The sequence below is a fragment of the Sphingomonas sp. AP28 genome, assembly GCF_056680455.1.
This window is the reverse complement of sequence record NZ_JBWXQI010000002.1, coordinates 349,046-368,090: the sequence shown is the minus strand read 5'-3', so window position 1 is coordinate 368,090 and position 19,045 is coordinate 349,046. Positions and strand designations below refer to the sequence as shown.

Annotated in this window: 16 protein-coding genes and 1 pseudogene; 4 read left to right on the top strand and 13 right to left on the bottom strand. The window is 64.9% G+C overall.

What is annotated here, in order from left to right; translation table 11 throughout:
* Positions 1–59 precede the first annotated feature (59 nt).
* The 3 genes from AC1MH0_RS21100 to AC1MH0_RS21090 all read right to left on the bottom strand — a co-directional run bounded on the left by AC1MH0_RS21100 (position 60) and on the right by AC1MH0_RS21090 (position 1,302).
* Positions 60–503, bottom strand: a complete 444-nt coding sequence (locus AC1MH0_RS21100) for a hypothetical protein (RefSeq protein ID WP_480966119.1) — start codon at positions 501–503, stop codon at positions 60–62.
* Between the two features lie 45 nt (positions 504–548).
* Complete coding sequence (locus AC1MH0_RS21095) at positions 549–812, bottom strand: DUF5818 domain-containing protein (protein ID WP_480966118.1); 264 nt, start codon at positions 810–812, stop codon at positions 549–551.
* Positions 813–921: 109 nt separating this feature from the next.
* Positions 922–1,302, bottom strand: a complete 381-nt coding sequence (locus AC1MH0_RS21090; RefSeq protein WP_480966117.1) for a hypothetical protein — start codon at positions 1,300–1,302, stop codon at positions 922–924.
* Between the two features lie 460 nt (positions 1,303–1,762).
* On the opposite strand from AC1MH0_RS21090, the pseudogene AC1MH0_RS21085 reads away from it, so the two are divergent.
* A pseudogene (locus AC1MH0_RS21085) lies at positions 1,763–1,867 on the top strand (IS481 family transposase); the annotation flags it as partial.
* Positions 1,868–2,053: 186 nt separating this feature from the next.
* Here the strand turns inward: AC1MH0_RS21085 and AC1MH0_RS21080 are convergent.
* On the bottom strand, positions 2,054–2,365 hold the full coding sequence (locus tag AC1MH0_RS21080) for a 2Fe-2S iron-sulfur cluster-binding protein (RefSeq protein ID WP_480966116.1): 312 nt from the start codon (positions 2,363–2,365) through the stop codon (positions 2,054–2,056).
* 197 nt (positions 2,366–2,562) lie between these two features.
* Positions 2,563–4,974: a TonB-dependent receptor gene (locus AC1MH0_RS21075; RefSeq protein WP_480966115.1), complete on the bottom strand. Its 2,412-nt coding sequence runs from the start codon at positions 4,972–4,974 to the stop codon at positions 2,563–2,565.
* 224 nt (positions 4,975–5,198) lie between these two features.
* Between AC1MH0_RS21075 and AC1MH0_RS21070 the strand changes: the two genes are divergently transcribed.
* From AC1MH0_RS21070 to AC1MH0_RS21060, 3 genes are all read left to right on the top strand, one after another.
* Positions 5,199–5,630, top strand: a complete 432-nt coding sequence (locus tag AC1MH0_RS21070; protein ID WP_480966114.1) for a hypothetical protein — start codon at positions 5,199–5,201, stop codon at positions 5,628–5,630.
* Between the two features lie 103 nt (positions 5,631–5,733).
* A complete protein-coding gene (locus tag AC1MH0_RS21065) occupies positions 5,734–6,063 on the top strand; it encodes a UrcA family protein (RefSeq protein WP_480966113.1) in 330 nt (109 codons plus the stop codon).
* Between the two features lie 258 nt (positions 6,064–6,321).
* A complete protein-coding gene (locus AC1MH0_RS21060; RefSeq protein WP_480966112.1) occupies positions 6,322–7,086 on the top strand; it encodes an MBL fold metallo-hydrolase in 765 nt (254 codons plus the stop codon).
* 32 nt (positions 7,087–7,118) lie between these two features.
* Here AC1MH0_RS21060 and AC1MH0_RS21055 read toward each other — a convergent pair whose 3' ends face one another.
* The 8 genes from AC1MH0_RS21055 to AC1MH0_RS21020 form a co-directional block, all read right to left on the bottom strand.
* Entirely contained in the window at positions 7,119–8,006 is an 888-nt protein-coding gene (locus tag AC1MH0_RS21055; RefSeq protein ID WP_480966133.1) for a Vgb family protein, read from the bottom strand.
* 88 nt (positions 8,007–8,094) lie between these two features.
* Complete coding sequence (locus tag AC1MH0_RS21050) at positions 8,095–8,979, bottom strand: sterol desaturase family protein (protein WP_480966111.1); 885 nt, start codon at positions 8,977–8,979, stop codon at positions 8,095–8,097.
* A gap of 104 nt (positions 8,980–9,083) precedes the next feature.
* Positions 9,084–10,667: a sulfotransferase family protein gene (locus tag AC1MH0_RS21045; protein WP_480966110.1), complete on the bottom strand. Its 1,584-nt coding sequence runs from the start codon at positions 10,665–10,667 to the stop codon at positions 9,084–9,086.
* 17 nt (positions 10,668–10,684) lie between these two features.
* Positions 10,685–11,614 (bottom strand): response regulator, encoded by a 930-nt coding sequence (locus AC1MH0_RS21040; RefSeq protein ID WP_480966109.1) that lies wholly within the window; start codon positions 11,612–11,614, stop codon positions 10,685–10,687.
* Entirely contained in the window at positions 11,601–13,004 is a 1,404-nt protein-coding gene (locus tag AC1MH0_RS21035; RefSeq protein WP_480966108.1) for an ATP-binding response regulator, read from the bottom strand. The genes AC1MH0_RS21040 and AC1MH0_RS21035 overlap by 14 nt, the downstream gene beginning before the upstream one ends.
* 20 nt (positions 13,005–13,024) lie before the next feature.
* Positions 13,025–14,812, bottom strand: coding sequence for an allophanate hydrolase (gene atzF, locus AC1MH0_RS21030; protein WP_480966132.1), 1,788 nt, complete (start codon positions 14,810–14,812; stop codon positions 13,025–13,027).
* Positions 14,812–18,420 carry an urea carboxylase gene (uca, locus tag AC1MH0_RS21025; RefSeq protein WP_480966131.1) on the bottom strand — a complete coding sequence of 1,203 codons (3,609 nt, stop codon included), beginning with the start codon at positions 18,418–18,420 and terminating at the stop codon, positions 14,812–14,814. The genes atzF and uca overlap by 1 nt, the downstream gene beginning before the upstream one ends.
* Positions 18,420–19,043, bottom strand: coding sequence for an urea amidolyase associated protein UAAP2 (locus AC1MH0_RS21020; RefSeq protein WP_480966107.1), 624 nt, complete (start codon positions 19,041–19,043; stop codon positions 18,420–18,422). Before AC1MH0_RS21020 ends, uca begins: the two co-directional genes overlap by 1 nt.
* Positions 19,044–19,045 lie beyond the last annotated feature (2 nt).

Below are 19,045 nucleotides of genomic sequence, written 5' to 3'. Positions count from 1 at the left end.
CGTGCTATCAATGGCACCGTTTCTGCAAGGCTGGTCGTGCGACGGCGTCAGCTAGATGATCACGCCGTCCGAGGCATGTCGGTGATCGACGCCGTCACTGCCGTGACGTTTTGGATGCCCGACGTCTTCGTTGCTGCCGCCATCAAATCGACGTCCGTCAGATCGCGGCAATCGATCCACCATTTGGCGTCGGTGACCTGGAGGCAAGCATAACAGCCGGCGTCGCTGTTGGAAATTGTTAGCGCTGCGAGCCGCTTGGTCCTGATCGTCGACGCCCAGCTGATTTGCCGATCAGTCCCAGTCAGCGGCGGAAGAACAAGGTGTGATACAGCGGCGCTGCTTAACGCTGCCGCAGCTACCTCCTCAGCCCGCTTCTCCGCAACGAAGCAGTCACGACAGGTAGTCGTCTTCAGCCACTTGGCCTTACGTTCCTGCTGGCTTTCAAAGCCGGTGAGATGATGAGCCTGCTCATGACCGCAGGCATGAATGATCCGCTGTTCCATGGCATGGATGATGCCCGCTCGTGGTTTGTGCGCAACGCCAATGAGTCAGGTTGAATCAGAATCGCGGCCAGTGGCTGACGACTGAACGAGACAAATGTCCAGCCAACTAGCTGGTGCAACGCCGTCAGTGTTCACCAGATCCGGGCCAACCAATGTGCCGATGAGCCGGACGCGCTTCTCTACCAGGTCAACGGGGGTTCGATGCAATTCCAGCTCGTAGCGGCCACCGACATCGCGGCGAAGATAGAAGGCTCCACCATCGCGGACTAAGGTGCCTATCTCATTGATCCGGGTACCAATCGCTACCATCGTTATGTCGTCGCTCCGTTGATGATCATGCAAAATTGCGGAAGATCCTTGGGGCAGCCGATGCTCCTTGGTAGTCCCATGATCCTGCTAATTCGTTCCCGACCGGTCTCTAAAGACTGATATTCCGCCGCGCCATTTCAACAAATGCCATATCCCCGATTGGTGAGCGGGGCTTGGCTTGAAAGATGTCGGCCAAATCGAGCAGATCCTCGTTGGAAAGGCCCGAGATCGAGGCTTCGATCTCGGCAAAGCGCCGCACGGCGTGATCGCCGCGATCGGCGACCCGCTTCATTCTTGTCTTGAGCATGACGCCTTTTATCATAAACGTCGCGGGGGCGGCAGGGGCATTTACGACCGGTTGGCTAAGGTCATTCGGCCAAAATGCCCGCCTTCTGCAGGTGAAAGATGCTTCTTCAATGGAGAACAGCACCGCGTTCTGGCAGCAGGTCCCGAAGCCGGATAAACGTACAGTTTTGACCGTAAACAGCATAATAAAGGTGCATGCGGACTGTCTGCATTTACGGCAAAACTGGTGGAAAGCGGCCCGTCTGCTTTCGGGCCGGTACCTTCGATAAGCTGCCGTTCGTTCACATGATCAGGGAGAGAGCGAGTCGGCTGATTTCTGGTAGGTTGCGGATCGGGCGCTTTCGAGTTGCGAAGTCAGATAAATAGAGGCTTATCTATGATGCGGAGCAGTGAATTCAAAATTCTGTCGGTGGTGGTGGGCGGACTGGTTGGGTCGAGGCGGTTGGCCACCGAAGCGAAAACCCGTTCACGCTGCGTATTAGGATCGAACGCCTACAGTCTCTAATTCTGGATTAAGGCGCTTCAGCAAGGCTGACAGGCGAACGGCGCGTTCAGATTTTTCCTGAATACCTATCCGAAGCGGCGGCGTACCGGATTCGCAAGATTCTGACCGACAATAGATGCGCTTCGACACGATCTGCGAGGCAAATGACATTGAGCACAGGCTTACTCGGCCGAACGCCCCGTGGACCACCAACGCGCAGGTCGAGCGGATGCACCGCACAAGTAAGGAGGTGACCGTCAAACGCTCCGTTACAAGATTCAGGAGTAGTTGAGGGTGCAACTCGCAGACTTCATGGAGCATATTTTGCCCGTTGACCCAGACGTCCAGTAGAATCACGTGTTACGAATACATCTCCAAAAAACTAGACGTCAGAACCGGATAGTTTCAGCGTCGATCCGATCGACACGATGCCGGTACTATACACCTGCCTTCAGATTGGAATTGTCACACGGAGTCCGTTCAGTGTTTCGCGGAAGGGTATCTGGCAGGACAATCGGGAGGTTGCTGTGCGGCCATCTAGCTCGTCCAGAAGAATTTTTTCATCATCAGTGACCTGGGCCAATTGCCCTATCTGTGCCGGATCGACGATGACGTGACAAGTACCACAGGACAAGCTGCCGCCGCAGAGCGCAAGTAGTTCGTCAACGCCGCCCTCGCGAATAACTTCCATTACGGATAGTCCGGCAGTGGCTGCCAACGTTCGGGTCTGTCCTTCGCGCGTCGTTACAATCAGATCGGCCATGTCTTATCCCAAGGGTAAGCGTACTGCACCGCGAGCCGGGAGCCGGCGGGATAGATACGGTTGTCAGAAAAACGTTCGTGGCTGGCGTTCGTGGGCCAATCGACGGAGTTCAGCGACCGCGCGCTTATCGGACGAAGTGCAAACGGTCGCTAGATCGAATCCTAGGGCACACAGAACGGGGCGTGCCTAGGTGGTGATCAATAGTGGAATCTGAACTCCACGCCCACCCGGCGGGGCGTCAGCACGCCGCGTGAATAATAGCGTTCGACCACGTCGGTGCGGACCTGGTTATAGGACGATATGTCGTTGCTGATCGCCGTCACCGCATATTTGTCGAAGATGTTGTCCACGAACAGCCCGACTTCGAACGGCTTGGTGACGTAGGTCAACGACGCGCTGTGCGTCACATAGCCGGGGATCGCCTCGCCATTGCCGCGCAGGCCGACCCGCGAATAGATCTCGCCGCGGTAGATGGTCGCCCAGGTTGCCTCGATCTTGCGGCCGTCGCCCAGCGGGTAGCTGTAGTTGAGCTGCGCGCTGCCCGAGTTCTTGGCCGACCCCGGCAGGCGGTCTCCTTTGAAGGCATCGGAGCGGACTCCCTGGCTCACCACCAGCCCGGTGACATCCTCCGTGAGATGAGCGTCGACATAGGAATAGGTGCCCGTCAGCGCGAGGTTCGGCGTGATCTTGACGGTGCCCTGGAAGTCGAAGCCCTGCGACACCGCCTCGGCCCCATTGACGGTGATCCCGATCGCGCCGTTGACCGTCTGGCTCGGCACCTGCACGCCCGACCATTTGACGTGATAGCCGTCCAGCGTGAGCAGGAGCCGCTTGTCGAAGAGGCTGGCGCGGACGCCCAGTTCCGCGTTGCGAGTGCGATCGGGACCGTAGCCCACCTCGTTGGGCAGCGCGCACAGCACCTGCCCACCCGCTGCGGCCCTGTCCAGGTCCGCCTGCGTGCAGGCGATGACCTGGTTGACGCCGCCGACGCGGTAGCCCGTCGAATAGGTGGCATAGGCGAGCAAATTATCGCTGAACTTGTACGAGGTGTTCGCCTTCCAGACGATGCCGTCCTTGCCGGTCGAGCCGGGCTTGAACCGGTCCGCGTTGATCGTCGTGGACGGAAACGCGCCGATACCCACGCCGATCAGCGGCAGTGCCGACCCGCCGACGATGGTCGCGTCGTACTTGAAGTAGCGGATGCCGCCCGTCACCTGCCACGCGTCGGTCAGGTGAAGCGAGGCTTCGCCGTAGAGCGCCTTCTCGACATTCTTGCTGTTGAGCTTCGAGACATATTCGAGGTCGTCGGGCCGCCCGGCGCCGGCAAAGTCCGAAAAGCCCGGCGTATATTCGTGCCGGTCGCTTGCGTATTTCTGGCGGTTGTAGAATCCGCCGATCACCCAGCTGAGCGGGCCACCATGCGTGGAGACGAGGCGCACCTCCTGGTTGAACTGCTTATATTTGCGTTCGTTGTTGGCGTAGGACGAGAAGGCGGGGAACGCTTCGTAGCCATAGTCCAGATCGAGCAATAGATCGGTGTTGTCGTCGACGCTGCTGATATGCTGTTTGGTATAGGCGGTGGTGCTGACGAGCTGGGCGATGCTGCCGAGGTTGATATTGAACTCGGCCGAGAACAGGTCGGCGCTGCGATCGACGGGCTCGAGATAGCGGAACGGCGCTTCGTACTTGCCGGTACCCAGCACGCCGGCGCCATTGGCCTGGCGCCCGCCGGTCTTGGTCGTCTGGTGCGCGTAGGTCAGGTACGCCTTGATGTTGGGGTTGTATTCCAGCAGCAACTGGTTGCGCGTGGTGAAGGTGTGCTCGTAGTTCAAATCCTCCTTGCGCTTGAAATTGGCCGAATAGTCGGCGGTCGTGCCGAGCGAACCGGTCGAGGTCGCGGTGGCGCGGCCCGGTTGCGGATCGGAGACGCCGGGCTGTTGCAGCAGGTAGTTGTAATCGATGAAGCCGGCATTGTCGTAATAGCCGGTCGATGTGCGGAAGGCGATGTGATCCCTGACGACCGGCACGTTGATCGCGACGTCGCCGACCCCGCCGAAATCGTCCGAATGTGACTGCGCATAGCCGCGGCCATGGACGTCGATCGAAAAGCGGTCCGTCTCCGGGCGATTGGGAATGTAGCGCACCGCGCCGGCCAGCGTGCCGAGCCCGTACAGCGTGCCCTGCGGCCCCTGCAGCACTTCGACCCGATTGACGTCGATCAGCTTGAAATCAAGGTAGAGTGGAACCTCTCCGAGGTACACGCCGACCGAATTGCCGGCATTGGCGCCGAACACGCTGGTATCGCCCGACGAAATGCCGCGCAGGATGATGCCACCGGTCGATCCCGGCCCGGTATCGGCGACGGTGACGCCCGGGACGAAGGAGGCGAGCGAGCGAACATCGTCGAGCCGCTGCGACTGGATCGTCTCGGCGGAGATCGCGCTGATATTGATCGGCGCGTCCTGCAACGTGGTCCGTCGACGGCTACCGGTCACGATGATCTCGTTGGGGTCGGACTCTGCGGTTTGCCCCGCGGTGGACGCGGCCGGCGCCTGTGGAGCATCCTGTGCCAGCGCCGGAACGCCGGCCACGCTTGCCAGCGCCGTCACGCACAATAAACCCGCGCGCGAGAATCGTCCTGCCATTTAAGCCCCCTTGGTACGTAAAACGCTATCGCCTCTCCGTGTTCTTCCTGTGGGCGTCGGCGCCTCGCTCGGGGCCAATCGCTTATGGGCAGAGTGTGGATATTATCGGCGGACCAACATGGGGCGTTTGACGTAAGCCCGTCGCGCGTGCGGACCGGGGCGCGGCAACGACCTACGTCAAACGGCGCATGCCGCGCGCGGGCGCGGAGCGGTATCCGGTCGCCATGGTTCGTTACGTCACCTCGCGCGCGGTACGCATGGCGCTCAGTCTGGTTTGCGCGCTGACCATGATCGCGCCGGCGCAGGCGGCGCGGCAAACGTGGGCGCGACTGGTATCTTGCGGCGAAAACAGCTGCTTGCGGCTGTCGGGCTATCGCGCGCGGGCGGACATGGTCGTCAGGATCGGAGAGCGCGACCTCGCCGTCGAGGGCGACCGCGCATGGCAGGCGACGGTGCCGCTGGATGTCGCGCGCGCCTGGCCGATCGCCCGGAATTATGCGGTGCGCGTGACCCTCGTCGATCCCGACGAGGTCGCGGAGCGGGTCGAGACGGTCATGCTGCCGCCGGGATCGCTGGGATCCCGCACCGAAATCGCCTCGCTGATCATCAGCGCCCGCTAATGCTCCCGTAATTGTCGCGCGCTTGTGATCGTGCCGGGGCAGTCTTACATTATCTTCACCTGATCGCCGGAGAGCGATAGGCCCGCTAACGCAGGAGATGATGATGAAGATTGGCCTAGCGGCATGTGCCGCAATTCTGATGGCGACGCCTGCCATTGCCGCACCCGGCGGAAATCCCTTTTCGGCCGACAGCGCCGTCCTCAATCTCACCGGGATCGATCTTGTTAGCGTCGAGGGACAGCAGCGTCTCGCAATCCGTATGGACAACGTCGCGAACGCGGTGTGCGGCGAGGGGTTGAGTTCGATTCACCTGACGCTCGGCGCACAGGCGCGGGGATGTCGTGAGGACGTGATCGCCGACATGCGGACGCGGATCGCTGAGGCAACGGCGTCGCGTGATTCCGCGCGTGGCATGCAGCTGGCGTTGCGCTGACCGTTTGACCGGGGTGCGGCCGGATCGGTTCGCGCTCCGGTTGCGCTCCGTTAAATGGCGTATGGCTGGCTGGATTGCGGCGCCTACGCTTTGCGCATGAAAAATACGGTCCCGATACGCGCCAAAGGCCGTGCCCTCCTTCGCGCGAGTGCGCTGGTCTGCGTGGCGATGATGTAGATCGGCGCGGCTGCCACCAGTAGGGCGCCGCAGTTTACCCATTGGATCGATGGCACCACGCCCGGCGAATCCGAGACGCAGGTGCAGCGGATCGACGCCGATACGTTCGTCATCCGTCAGTCCGTCAGGACCAATTTCGAGGCACCCTTCCTCTATCTGCTGTTCGGTACCGATCGCGTACTGTTGATCGACAGCGGTGCGGGCGGACTGAAGATCCGCCCGACCGTGGACCGGGTGATCGCCGACTGGCGTGCGCGTCACGGCGGTCGGCCGGTTCGGCTGATCGTCGCGCACTCGCACTCGCACGGCGATCATCATGGCGGTGACGAAGAATTTCGCGACCGACTGGATACAGAACTGGTCGGGCTTCAGCCGCAGCAGGTTGCGACCTTTTTCGGCATCCGCGACTGGCCGAACGGGGTTGGCCGGTACGATCTGGGGCACCGCGTTCTCGATATCGTGCCGACCCCGGGGCACGAGCCTGCGCACATCATGATCTATGACGCGCGGACGCGTCTGATGTTCTCGGGCGACATGCTGTATCCCGGCAGGCTCTATGTTCCGCGCGATCGGTTCGACGTGTTTCGCGCGAGCGCGGTTCGGCTGGCGGGCTTCGCCAAAACCCATCCGGTGCGTGCGCTGCTCGGCGCGCATATCGAGATGACGACGACTCCCGGGAAGGACTATCCGATGGAAGCAGCCGCCCATCCGTCCGAACACGGCCTGGCGCTGCCGCCGTCGGCGATCGACGAACTGGAGAAGGCAATCGCCGCGGTGAAGTCGCCGGCGGAGATTGATCGCCACCAGGACTTCATCGTCTATCCGGTCGCGCCCAAGCCGGTTTGACGTTCAGAATGCGGCGATCATGATGCGGTAGCTCAGTTCCCGATCGTTTTGGGTTTGCGCCACCACGACATCGTGTGCGCGTCATGCGCCGTGGTCCAGATGCCAGCGCGCGTGTAGCGCAACGCGCCGCTGCCGGCGGGGGCACCCATGCGTGCGGTGATGGCGAGCGAAGTGGGATCGATCACCACGAAGGTCTGCCCGGCGGTGGTGCGGAGCCACACCTTGCCGCCGCCGGTGTCGATGTCGCCGTATTTCAGCGTCTCGTCCACCTTGACCCGGCCCGAGACCGCGGCGGTTGCCGGATCGATCCGTGCGACGGTGCCGTCACCCTGTTCCTGGACCCATATCGCTCCTTCGCCTGCCGCCAGGAAGCCGGGCTCGCGACCCAATGGCGTGGTGGCGACGACGCTATTGGTAGCCGGATCGATCTTCTGCAGGGTCTGCTGCGTGCCACTGACGGCCCAGAGCGCCCCCATGCCGAAGGTCAAATAATAGCTGTCGGGATTGGTCGGGATCGACGCGGTGACGGCGTTGGTGGTTGGGTCGACGCGCGCGATCACGCCCTTCGCGTCGCTTGACACCCAGATCGATCCGGCGCCGGCGACGACGTTGAGTTCGCCCTTCGGATTGGCGATCCCGGTCGCAATAACGGCGGTGATCTTCGCGGTCTTCAGGTCGATCCGGGTGAGCGTGAAATCCTTGCAGTCCGCGACCCATAGCGACTTGAACGCAATCGCCATCGCGCCGCAGGGATGGGCCATCGGGACTTCCGCGCGCTTGCTCTTGCGCGACCAGCGCTCGACGCGGCCGCTGTTCGTCGCCCAAACCGTCTTGCCATCGACCGCGAGGAAGTCCGCGAAGCCCGGCACGGGGATAACCTGCTCGATCGGGCCGGCGGCGACTGCCGGCGTCACGGCCATCCCAATGCCGAACACCGCCGCGGCCCATTTCGTCGTCGCTGTCTTTTTCAAACCCTGCTTAGCCCCCGTATTCGTTTCGTCATATCGATCAGGCCGTCATTTCGGTGTCCGAACGGCTTCGCCGCGCGCTGATCCGGTCGATTAGCGGGCGTGCCGGAAACAGGAACTGTTCCGGGATCGACAGCCGTCGGCGCTGGTCCTGGCCCACCAGTTCGGCCTCACCGCTGCGATACGTGCCGAAGATGCGATCGAGCAGGATCAGCGAATTGCCGTAATTGCAGCGCGTGTCCTCATAGGCCACCGAATGATGCAGGCTGTGGTTCTGGATCGTGGTGAAGACGAACGCGTACCAGCGTGGCGGATCGAACCGAGTGTTGGCATGCGCGAAGGTGGAGACCACCGCGAGGATGTTGAGCGCGCAGAAGATCGCGGCCTGCGGCAGGTCGAGCAACGCGATCACGCTGAGCCTGATCAGGAACAGTTCAAGCGGATTGCCGACCGCACCCTTCATCGCGTTGAGCTGCGTCAGGTGATGATGCGGCGCATGCGTCGACCAGAAGAACGACTGGTTGTGCATCAGGCGGTGCAGCCAATATTGCCCGAACTCGATCAAGACGACGACCAGCGCGACTTGCAGCACGAACGGCAGGTGCATCGCCCATGGCGTCGCGATGCCGAGCGCGCGTTTGGCGGCCATCATCGGCTCGTCGGCGAAGGTCTTCGTCGCCCAGGCGATCACGGTGTAGCTGAGCACCACGTAGAAGACGTCTGTGAAGAACTCCTGCCTGGTCAGGCGCCAGCTCGAATGCCGCTCGTTGACCCACTCCAGCGCCTGGATCAGCGCGGTCGTCATCAGGGTCGCGACCACGATCGACCAGGGGCTGCTGATCCAGTCCGCCGGGCCGAATGCCCAGAACAGGATGATGGCCGCGACCATCACGGGCTGCACGTAGCTCAGAAGCATTTTCTGCATCGGATCGTACCTGGTTGGGTTGGCGGTGAATGCGACCGCCCTGCGCTGTGACGTTAGTGCGGGACGGCTTGCGTCGCAGGTGTGCGAATGACGTACGCGGGCGGCTAGTCGACGGTGATTCCGTGGCGCTCCAGGAAGTCGCGCGCTGGCGCCAGTGCGTCAGCGTGGAGACGCCAGCGATCGATCGAGTCCCGGTAGAGCGGCCGGCGGACCTGCGCGGCGCTAGGTGTCGAGACCGGCGCGGCGTTTGTATGGAAATCGAGGCAGGCGTCCGACCATTCCAGCCCGCAATGGTCGAGCAGGCGGGCGGTTTCCTCGCGCTGGTTGTCGACGAGAGATTCATACTGGAGTTCGAGCACGCGGCCGGGCAGCACCTCGCGCCACAGCGCCATCATGCGGTCGAAGCGCTGGTAATAGGCGGCGATGTCGAGCAGGTCGTAGCTATAATCGTAATAGGGCGATCCGATTGCGAACAGGTTGCGGAAGTTGGCGAGGATCGTGTCCAACGGGTTGCGGCGAAGGCAGACGATCGTCGCGTTGGGCAGTGCGCGCGCGATCATGCCGACATAGAGAAAATTGCCGGGGAATTTGTCGACGACGCGCGGTTTCGTACCGGAGACGTGGGATGTGGCGCGCGCGAGATAGTCGCGGCCGATCGCGCCGAGGTCTGCGCTGGCGGCGGCGCGGATCGTCTCGGGATCGAGCACGGTTCGGCTGCGTGTTCCTGCGGCGCCTTTGACGGCGAGCGGCATGGCCTGGAGTTCGCCGGCGCTCTCGACATCGGGGTGCGACGACAGGATGCGGTCGACCAGCGTGGTGCCCGTGCGCGGCATGCCGATGATGAAGATGGGGGACGCCTGGGGCGGATCGGACACCTGCGCCTTGGCGATTGTCGGCCAGCAGGCTTCGACCGCATCGAAATTGGCCGCGTCGTCGGCGACGCGATACGGCAGGGTGGCGCGGTGCTCGGCATTGGTTTCGGTGAGGACGGCGAACGCGGCGTGCGGGTCGGCGAGGTCGTCGATCTCCTTGGCGAGCGCATAGCCCAGCAGCAGGCGATCGTGCGGTGACCGCGTCGCCTTTCGGACCGTCGAGAGTCGGCCGACGTGGTTGCGGTCCGGTGTCTGGCGGCGCAAACCGGCCAGTAGATGGTGCGCGCGGGCATCGGTCGGGGCCAGCGTGAGCAGGGCTTCCAGTGCCCGTTCCGCTTCGTCCTGTCGGCCGAGGAAGCTCAGCGCTGCGGCCTGGTTGTAACGGAACGCGGTGTTGGCGGGCGCTCGTCGCACGGCTTCGGCGAAGTGGGTAAGCGATGCGGCATGATCGCCCAGCCGTGCGTACACGCAGCCCATCGTGTCGCGCCCGAGCGCGTCGGTCGGGGGCGACAGCTCGGCGGCGGCTAGCGCTGATGCGGCGTCCGCATCCCGCCGGACGAGGGTGTAGAGGCGTGCGAGTTGGGCTTGGTATTCGCCGCACCGGTCAAGCTTGACGGCTGTCTCGATCAGGTCGATCGCGTTGCGTATTTTGCCGAGCGTGGCCGCGCTGATCCCGGCGAGGAAATGTGCTTCGGCTGCATCTGGCGCCTCCGTGCGCCAGCGGGTTGCGGCGGCAAGCGCGTCCTCGTTGTCGCCACGCGCGAGTGCTGCGCGGATCGGAGCGGCGCGGGCGGCTGGGTTCGCGGGCCGGATCATGCGCGTGCTCACTCGATCTATCGGGTCAGCGTGGTGACGGCGATCGCCGTCGCGGACGCGCGGTTCTCCACGCCCATCTTCTCGAAGATCTGTTCGAGATGCTTGTTCACGGTACGCGGACTGATCTCCAGGATTTCGCTCACCTCGCGGTTCTGCTTGCCGCGACTGATCCAGAGCAGGACCTCCGCCTCGCGCGAGGTGAGGCCGTGCTGGGCGGCCAGCATCGCCTGTTCCTCGCCTTCGTGACGCTCGGTCAGGCGGAACACCCATTGGTCCGCGGCGGTGTTGCGCAACAGGCCCGCTTCGAGCGTGCGGTCGCCGGCGGCGACGGTGACGCGCGCGCCCGGCATCGGCGGGCTTGCCTGCAACAGGCGGAGCGCTGTGAGGAAAGGTTCGGGTAGTCCGCCGGATGCGCAGGACCAACCGGGGAACAGGCGTTCGAGCATCGCGCTAGCGGCCGGGGTCAGCCATTGGGGTTCGCCGCTCCCGTCCACGGCCAGCGCGGGCCGGCCGCTCATGTCGAGCGCGAGTTGGCTGCCATGCGCGACGCGCGCGGTGGCCAGGTGAACCCGGATGCGCGCCAGCAGTTCCTCGATCACGATCGGCTTGCTGACGAAGTCGATGCCGCCGGCGTTGAGCCCGCGGACGACATGCTCGGTCTCGGTCAGCCCAGTCATGAAGATGATCGGCAGATGCTGGAACGCCGGAATTGCCTTGATCCGCAGGGTCGTCTCGAACCCGTCGAGATTGGGCATCACCGCATCCATCAGGATCAGGTCGGGCGTGATGTTCTTTAACAGCGCGAGCGCGGCGAGCCCGTCGATGGCGATCAGGACGGTCATCCCGGCGCTCTCTATGGTCGTGGTCAGGAACCGCAACGCCTCGGGCGTGTCGTCGACGACCAGGATGACCGGCCGTGCCGCCTCTGCGGGTTCAACGCGCTGCATCGTCGAGCGTCTTCTGGAGTGAGGCGAGATCGAGGTCGCTCGACTGGCGCCGGAGCACCGCGACCAAGGGGGCGGCGGTCGGTATCGTCTGCTCGAACGTATCGAGTGCGCTTTCCAGGCCGCGGACGTGACCGATCTTCGCGAGGTTCCGCAAGCGATCAAGGAAGGGCAAGGCTGCCGCCGGTAAGGGGGGCAGGTCTGCTGGCGTGTCGGGTAGGTCGGGCAATGCTGCCTCGTCCCAGCGCAGATCGAGCTGTGTGCCGATCAGCGAGATCAGCGCGTCGAGTTCGACCGGCTTGGTCACGAACGCATCGTGGTTGCTGCGGCTCTCGCCACCGATGTGGAGTTCATGGACGTCGGCGGACACCATCACGATCCGCAGCGCCGCGCCGTGCGTCGTGCGCAGATGGGCCGCGACGTCCCATCCGCTCATCCCCGGCATCTGGATGTCGAGCAAGACGATATCGGCGGGCGTACGCTCGGCCAGCAGGACCCCCTCCGTTCCATTCGCGGCGGTATGCACGACGAAACCCAACGCAGCGAGCAGCGCCTGGAGGATGGCACGCTGTGCAGGATCGTCGTCGATCACGAGGACGGTTCGCGGCGGTCCCGCATAGCCGGTGATCCTCGCACCCTGCACGGTAGCGCGCGATGGGACCATCGGGGCGGGCAGCATGATGCGGAAGCGGAAACTGCTTCCGACTCCCGGCGTGCTTTCCACGGCGATGTCGCCGCCGAGCACGCTGGCAAGTACGCGCGTGATGGCGAGGCCTAGCCCGATGCCTGGCTGACTTTGCGCCTCCGCCGAGTTGCCGCGCTCGAACGGTTCGAACACGCGGTCCAGGTCGCTCGCGGCAATGCCGATGCCGGTATCGCGGACCTCGATATCGGCGACCTGGCTGCGGTAGCGGACCTTGACGGCGACGCTGCCCGACTGGGTGTATTTGATCGCGTTGGAGACGAGGTTGATGAGGATTTGGCGCAGGCGCTTTTCATCCGCCTTGACCTGCGCGGGCAGTCGGTCGTCGATGTCGAGCGTCAGCGTCAGGCCCTTGGCGGCGGCCTGCATCCGGAACATGTCGACGATGTGGTCGAGCAGCCCGCGTATGTCGATGAGGTCCGAGCGGATCGTCAGGACGCCGCTCTCGATCCGCGAGATTTCGAGCAGCCCTTCGACGAGATTGGTCACATGCTCGGCTGAGCGACGGATGATCGTCCCGACCTCTGCGCCCGACAGCGTGTCGTCGCGCTCCAGCAACTGCGCGTAGCCGTAGATGACGTTGAGGGGCGAACGGATCTCATGGCTGACCGCGACGAGGTAGCGGGTCTTCGCCTCGTTGGCGGCTTCGGCCGTGACCTTGGCGCGCTGAAGCTCGGCCAGGGTTGCCACATGGGATGCGTTCGCCGGGGTCATGATCCGCTTGGACGTGAGAGCGTGTCGATATAGGCGCGCCAGCCGCCGAGCGCGGTGATGTCCTCGGCGCCGACGATCGCGCGTGGCTCGGCGACGAAGCCCTTGACGATCGATCCGTCGGCGAGCGTCACCGAGCCGATCGCAAGTGGCGCCGGGACTTCCACGACGAAGCTGCCGAAGGCGGCGACGTCGAGTTCGTAGACTTCGACCGCGATCGCGGCGCCGTCGTCTTCGCCGACATGGATCAGCGCAGGCTTGGGCGGTGTGGAATTGGCCATCGCGTACAGTCGATAGGTTGGCGCGGTAGTTGTGGCACTGACCAGCCGCGCCTCGCGGGAGGTAAGCTGCCAGTGGAGCGGCATGCCTTCGAGATGCGCGCCGACGACGGCGAGTTTCACGGTTTCCATACTATCCTCGATGTTGAGTGGCGGGGGTGGTGGGAGTGCGGCGGCGGCGAGATAGGCCTCCCCCGCGTCGAGCAGGCCCTGGTCGGTCCAGGCTGGCGCGATCAGCGTGATGCCGAAGCCGGTCCCGTTGTCGCGCCAGCCGACGGGAAGGGCGAGAGCGGCCATGTCGAGCAGGTTGACGAAATTGGTGTAGAGCCCGAGGTTGCTGTTGAGCGCGATCGGTGCCGTGCGCATCTCGGCGATCCGGTAGATCGTCGGCGTCGTCGGCAGCGCGAGCAGATCGATCTCCTGCCACATCGCGTCGGCGATCCGCTGAAGCGCCGCGAGCCGATACTGGCCTTCGAACACGTCTACGCCGCTGACGGAACGTCCTGATTCCATGATCGAGCGCACGGTCGGGTCGATCGCCTCGGGGTGCGTATCGAGCAGCGGCAGGGCTGCGGCGGTGCGTTCCGCCACCCAGGGGCCACCGTAGAGCAGCATTGCTGCCTCGCGGAGCGGCGCCATGTCTACCTCGACCAGTTCCGCACCGCCCGCGGCAAGTGTTGCCAGCGCCTGTTCGTAAAGGCGGGCGGCGGTGGCATCGCCGAGGAAGATACGCTGGTCCGGCGCGGGGACGCCGATCCGACGGGTGGCGACGGGGCGGTCCTCGCATGGGCGGGAATAGGGATCGGCGGGGTCGAAGCCTGCCAGCACTGTGTCGATCGCGCGGGCGTCCGCTGTCGAGTGCGCGAGCACGGTGATGCAGTCGATCGTGCGGCACGCGGGTACCAAGCCGGTCGTGCTCCAGCGGCCCTTTGTCGGTTTCATGCCGATCAGGCCGTTGAACGCGGCGGGGACGCGACCCGATCCTGCGGTGTCGGTCCCGAGCGCGAACGCGACCAGTCCGGCCGCGACCGCGACTGCCGAGCCGGAGCTGGATCCGCCGCTGACATAGGCACGATTGAACACGCAGGCGGGCGCGCCGTAGGGACTGCGGGTGCCGTTGAGCCCGGTCGCGAACTGGTCGAGGTTTGTCTTGCCCATCGGGATTGCGCCTGCGGCGATCAGCCTCTCGACGACCTCCGCCGACACGGACGGCGTATAGGCGAAATCGGGGCACGCGGCGGTGGTCGGCACGCCGGCGAGATCGATATTGTCCTTGATCGCGAACGGCACGCCGGCGAGCGGCAGCACCTCTCCTGCGGCGATCCGTGCGTCGACGCGGCGTGCGTATTCCAGGACATCGGCGTCGGCGATGCGCGTAATCCACACCGCGGGCTGGATCACGGCGTAGGCTTCGATGCGTGTGAGCGCGGCTTGGGCCACGCTGACCGCATCGGTGCGCCCTGATGCGACGGCGGCGGCGATCGCACCGACTTCGAACGGCCCGTCCATCATGCCACCTCCACAGCGAGCATTGCGCCGCCGGGTGAGAGCGGTTGCCGTTCCTGGACGTAGATGCGCCGTATCGTACCCGTGACCGGGCTGATCACGGGCGATTCCATCTTCATCGCCTCGATGATGCCGATGGTGTCGCCTTCCGTTACTTCGGCCCCAACGGTGACCAGCAGTTTCCACAGGCTGCCGCCAAACGGGGCCTCCACCAGTTCGCAGCCTTCGGGCAGGTCGATCTCTGCGGTGGCGGCGCCGGCGCCGGCTTCCTCGGTCAATGCCGCGACCCGGTCGAACTCGCCGTTGCGCTCCCAGTCGGCACGCTCCTCGTCGAACGCCGCCTGGCGCTGCGCCTGGAATGCGGTGATCGACGGCGCGTTGTCGGCGAGGAAGCCACGGTATTCGGAGAGGCGGAACACCTCCTCCTCAATGCGAATCGCGCGCCGGCCGAGCGGGAAGTCGCGGCGCCACTCGGTCAGTTCATCGTGGCTAACCGGGAAGAAGCGGATGCGGTCGAAGAAGCGCAATAGCCAGGGCTTGCCGTCGCGGAACGCGTCGGTCTGGCGCCACGCGTTCCACACCTGGATGGTGCGGCCGAACAGCTGGTAGCCGCCGGGTCCTTCCATGCCGTAAATGCACATGTATGCGCCGCCGATGCCGACCACGTTGGGCGGGGTCCAGGTGCGCGCGGGATTGTATTTCGTGGTCACGAGGCGGTGGCGCGGATCGATCGGGGTTGCGACCGGCGCGCCGAGATAAACGTCGCCGAGCCCCATCACGAGATACTCGGCATCGAACACGATCCGCTGCACGTCGTCTATGCTGTCGAGCCCGTTCACGCGGCGGATGAACTCGATATTGTCGGGGCACCACGGCGCATCGTCGCGGACCGATTCCATGTACTTGTCGATCGTCTGGTAGATCGCCGGGTCTTTCCACGACAACGGCAGATAGACGACCCGCGAGGGGATCTCGAAATCGTCGAGGCCGCCGAGCCGCTCCTCGGCCGCGGCGAGCGCATCGAGCAGCGCAGCCTGCGAAAGCTGGCGGCTGTCGTAATGGATCTGGAGCGAGCGGATGCCCGGGGTCACGTCGATGATGCCGGTGAGCGCAGCCTTTTCGACTTCGAGCATCAGCGCGTGAACGCGGAGCCGGAGTTCGAGATCGAGCATGATCGGGCCGTATTCGACCAGCAGGTTGCGGTCGCCCTGCTGGCGGTAGGTTACCGCCGGGCGTACGCCTTGTGCTTCGATCGATCGCAGGATCGGCGAGCCGAGATGGTCGCCCGCCTGCACCGGCATGGGCGGCGCTGCCAGCGTGGCGACGAGCCGGTCCTGCGCCTGCTCGGCCGCTACCGCCGTCGCATTGTCGATCGGTGCGAAGCGGACGCTGTCGCCCGGTGCGAGCTGCCCGACCTTCCAAAGGTCCGCCTGCGCGACCACGAACGGACAGACGAAGCCGCCGAGCGAGGGACCGTCCGGGCCGAGGATGATCGGCATGTCGCCGGTGAAGTCGACCGCACCGATCGCATAGGCATTGTCGTGGATGTTCGACGGGTGAAGCCCCGCCTCGCCGCCGTCCTTGCGCGCCCATTGCGGCTTGGGGCCGAGCAGGCGGATGCCGGTGCGGTTGGAGTTGTAGTGCACCTTCCACGCCGTGCTGCGCAGCATCGCGATGTCGTCGGGTGTGAAGAAGTCGGGTGCGCCGTGCGGACCGTAGAGAACGGCGAGCGTCCATTCGCGGGTGATCGCCGGGCGATCGGCGATCCCGAGCGTTGCTGCTGGCGCGTCGGGCGGATCGGTTCGGGACAGATGCAGCGTGTCGCCGGTCATCACGGCGCGCCCGGCGTGGCCACCGAACTCGCCCAGCGTGAAGGCGCTGCGGCTGCCGAGGAACAGCGGCACGTCCAGTCCGCCGGTGATCGCGATATAGCCGCGCATGCCACCGCCGGTGACGCGGCCGATCTTGAGGATCTGGCCTGCTGCGATGTCGATCGGCTCGTAGGACGACACTGGCGTGCCATCGACGACCGCACCGAAATCGGCGCCGGTCAGGCAGATCCGGGTCGCGACGTTGAAGAGCAATGTCGGCCCGGCAGCGGTGATCTCCAGTCCCGCCGTGTCCTCCGCGTTGCCGAGCAGTCGGTTGCCGAGGCGAAACGCGAGTGCGTCCATCGGTCCCGAGGGCGGTACGCCGACGTCCCACAGGCCGAGCCGGCCGGGGTAATCCTGGACCGTGGTGGAGGCGCCGCCTGCCAGCACGCGGATCGACCGCGGGGTGTAGGCGATGTCGGCGAGCGCGCGCGTGGAGACCTTGCCGCTGGTGAAGGCTGTCGAGCGTACGACGGTGCGGAGCCAGTCGAGGTTGGTCTCGATCCCGGCGATCGACGTGGCGTCGAGCGCGTCCTGCATCGCCTGTACCGCGGCGTCGCGGGTGGGGGCGGTGACGATCAGCTTGGCGAGCATCGGATCGTACCAGCTCGATACCTCGGTCCCGGCGGCGATCCAGCTGTCGACGCGGGGACCTTCCGGGAAGGATACGCCGACCAGCCGGCCCGAACTGGGGCGGTAATCCTGCGCGGGATCCTCGGCATAGAGGCGGACCTGGATCGACGCGCCGACGGGCTTCACCTCGAACCCGTCGAGGAAGGCGAAGTCGTTTGCTGCGCCGCGCACCATCCATTCGACGAGGTCGACACCGGTGACCTGTTCGGTGACGCCGTGCTCGACCTGGAGCCGGGTGTTGACCTCGAGGAAGAAGAAGTCGTCGCGTTCGGCGTCGTAGAGGAACTCGACCGTGCCCGCGGACCGGTAATCGGCGGCGGCGGTGAGCCGGACGGCGGCGTCGATCAGCGCTTGGCGTGTCGCGGCGGGGAGCAGCGGGGCCGGGGTTTCCTCGACGACTTTCTGGTTGCGACGCTGCAACGAGCAGTCCCGCTCGCCGAGCGCGACGACGTGACCTGCACCATCGCCGAACACCTGTACCTCGATATGCCGCGCGCGGGCGACGTAGCGTTCGAGGAACACGCCACCGTCGCCGAAATTGCCTGCGCCGAGGCGGGCTACTGTGGCGAAGCCCTCGCGGATATCGGCCTCGTCGGCGCAGACCTTCATGCCGATGCCGCCGCCGCCTGCGGTTGCCTTGAGGATGACTGGATAGCTGATCCCGGCTGCCGCCTCGATCGCCGCGGTTTCATCGCGGAGCAGGTCGGTGCCGGGCGCGAGCGGCACGCCCTGCGCGGCGGCGAGGTCGCGCGCGGTGTGCTTCAGCCCGAAGGCGCGGATGTTGTCGGGGGTCGGACCGATGAACGCGATGCCGCGCGCGGCGCACGCCTCGGCGAACGCGGTGTTCTCGGACAGGAAGCCGTAGCCGGGGTGGATCGCCTCGGCACCGGTCGCTTCGGCAGCCGCGAGGATCGCCTCGACGTTTAGATAGCTTTCCGCAGCCGGGGCGGGGCCGATCCGGACCGCCTCGTCCGCCTGGGCGACGTGCGCGGAGCCGGCATCGGCGTCGCTGAACACCGCGACGGAGCCGACGCCCATCGTCTTCAGCGTGCGGATGATGCGGCAGGCGATCGCGCCGCGGTTGGCGATCAGGACCTTTTTGAACATCACGCCGAAACCTGCATGCGCACAGGCGTCGGGTTGAAGCCGTTGCAGGGGTTGTTGATTTGGGGGCAGTTGGACACGACCACGATGACGTCCATTTCCGCGCGCAGGTCGACCGTGAGCCCGGGCGCGGAAATGCCGTCGACGATGCCGAGCGTGCCGTCCGCCTCGACCGGCACGTTCATGAAGAAGTTGATGTTCGACACCATGTCGCGCTTGCCGCGGCCGGCGCGGATATTGGCGTCGAGGAAATTGTCGACGCAGCTATGCTGCGCCTTCGTATGGTGGCCGTAGCGCAAGGTATTGGACTCGCACGAGCAGGCCCCACCGATGGTGTCGTGATAGGCGACGCTGGTGCCGGTGATCGTCATCATCGGCCGACCTTCGTTCGACAGCAGCACCGCGCCCTCACGCAGGAACAGGTTGCGCTGCGCCGCGATCGTGTCCTGCGCACTGTACCGCTCGGCGTCATCGGCGGCGGCGTACATCAGGAAGTCGACCGCCTGATTGCCTTCGAGATCGACGATGCGCAGCGTTTCAGCGGCGGCGACGCGGTGCATCCAGGGTGCGCGGGCGGGCACGATCTCGTCGTGGCGGATGGTACCGGGGAGGGGGGAAGTGGTCATGT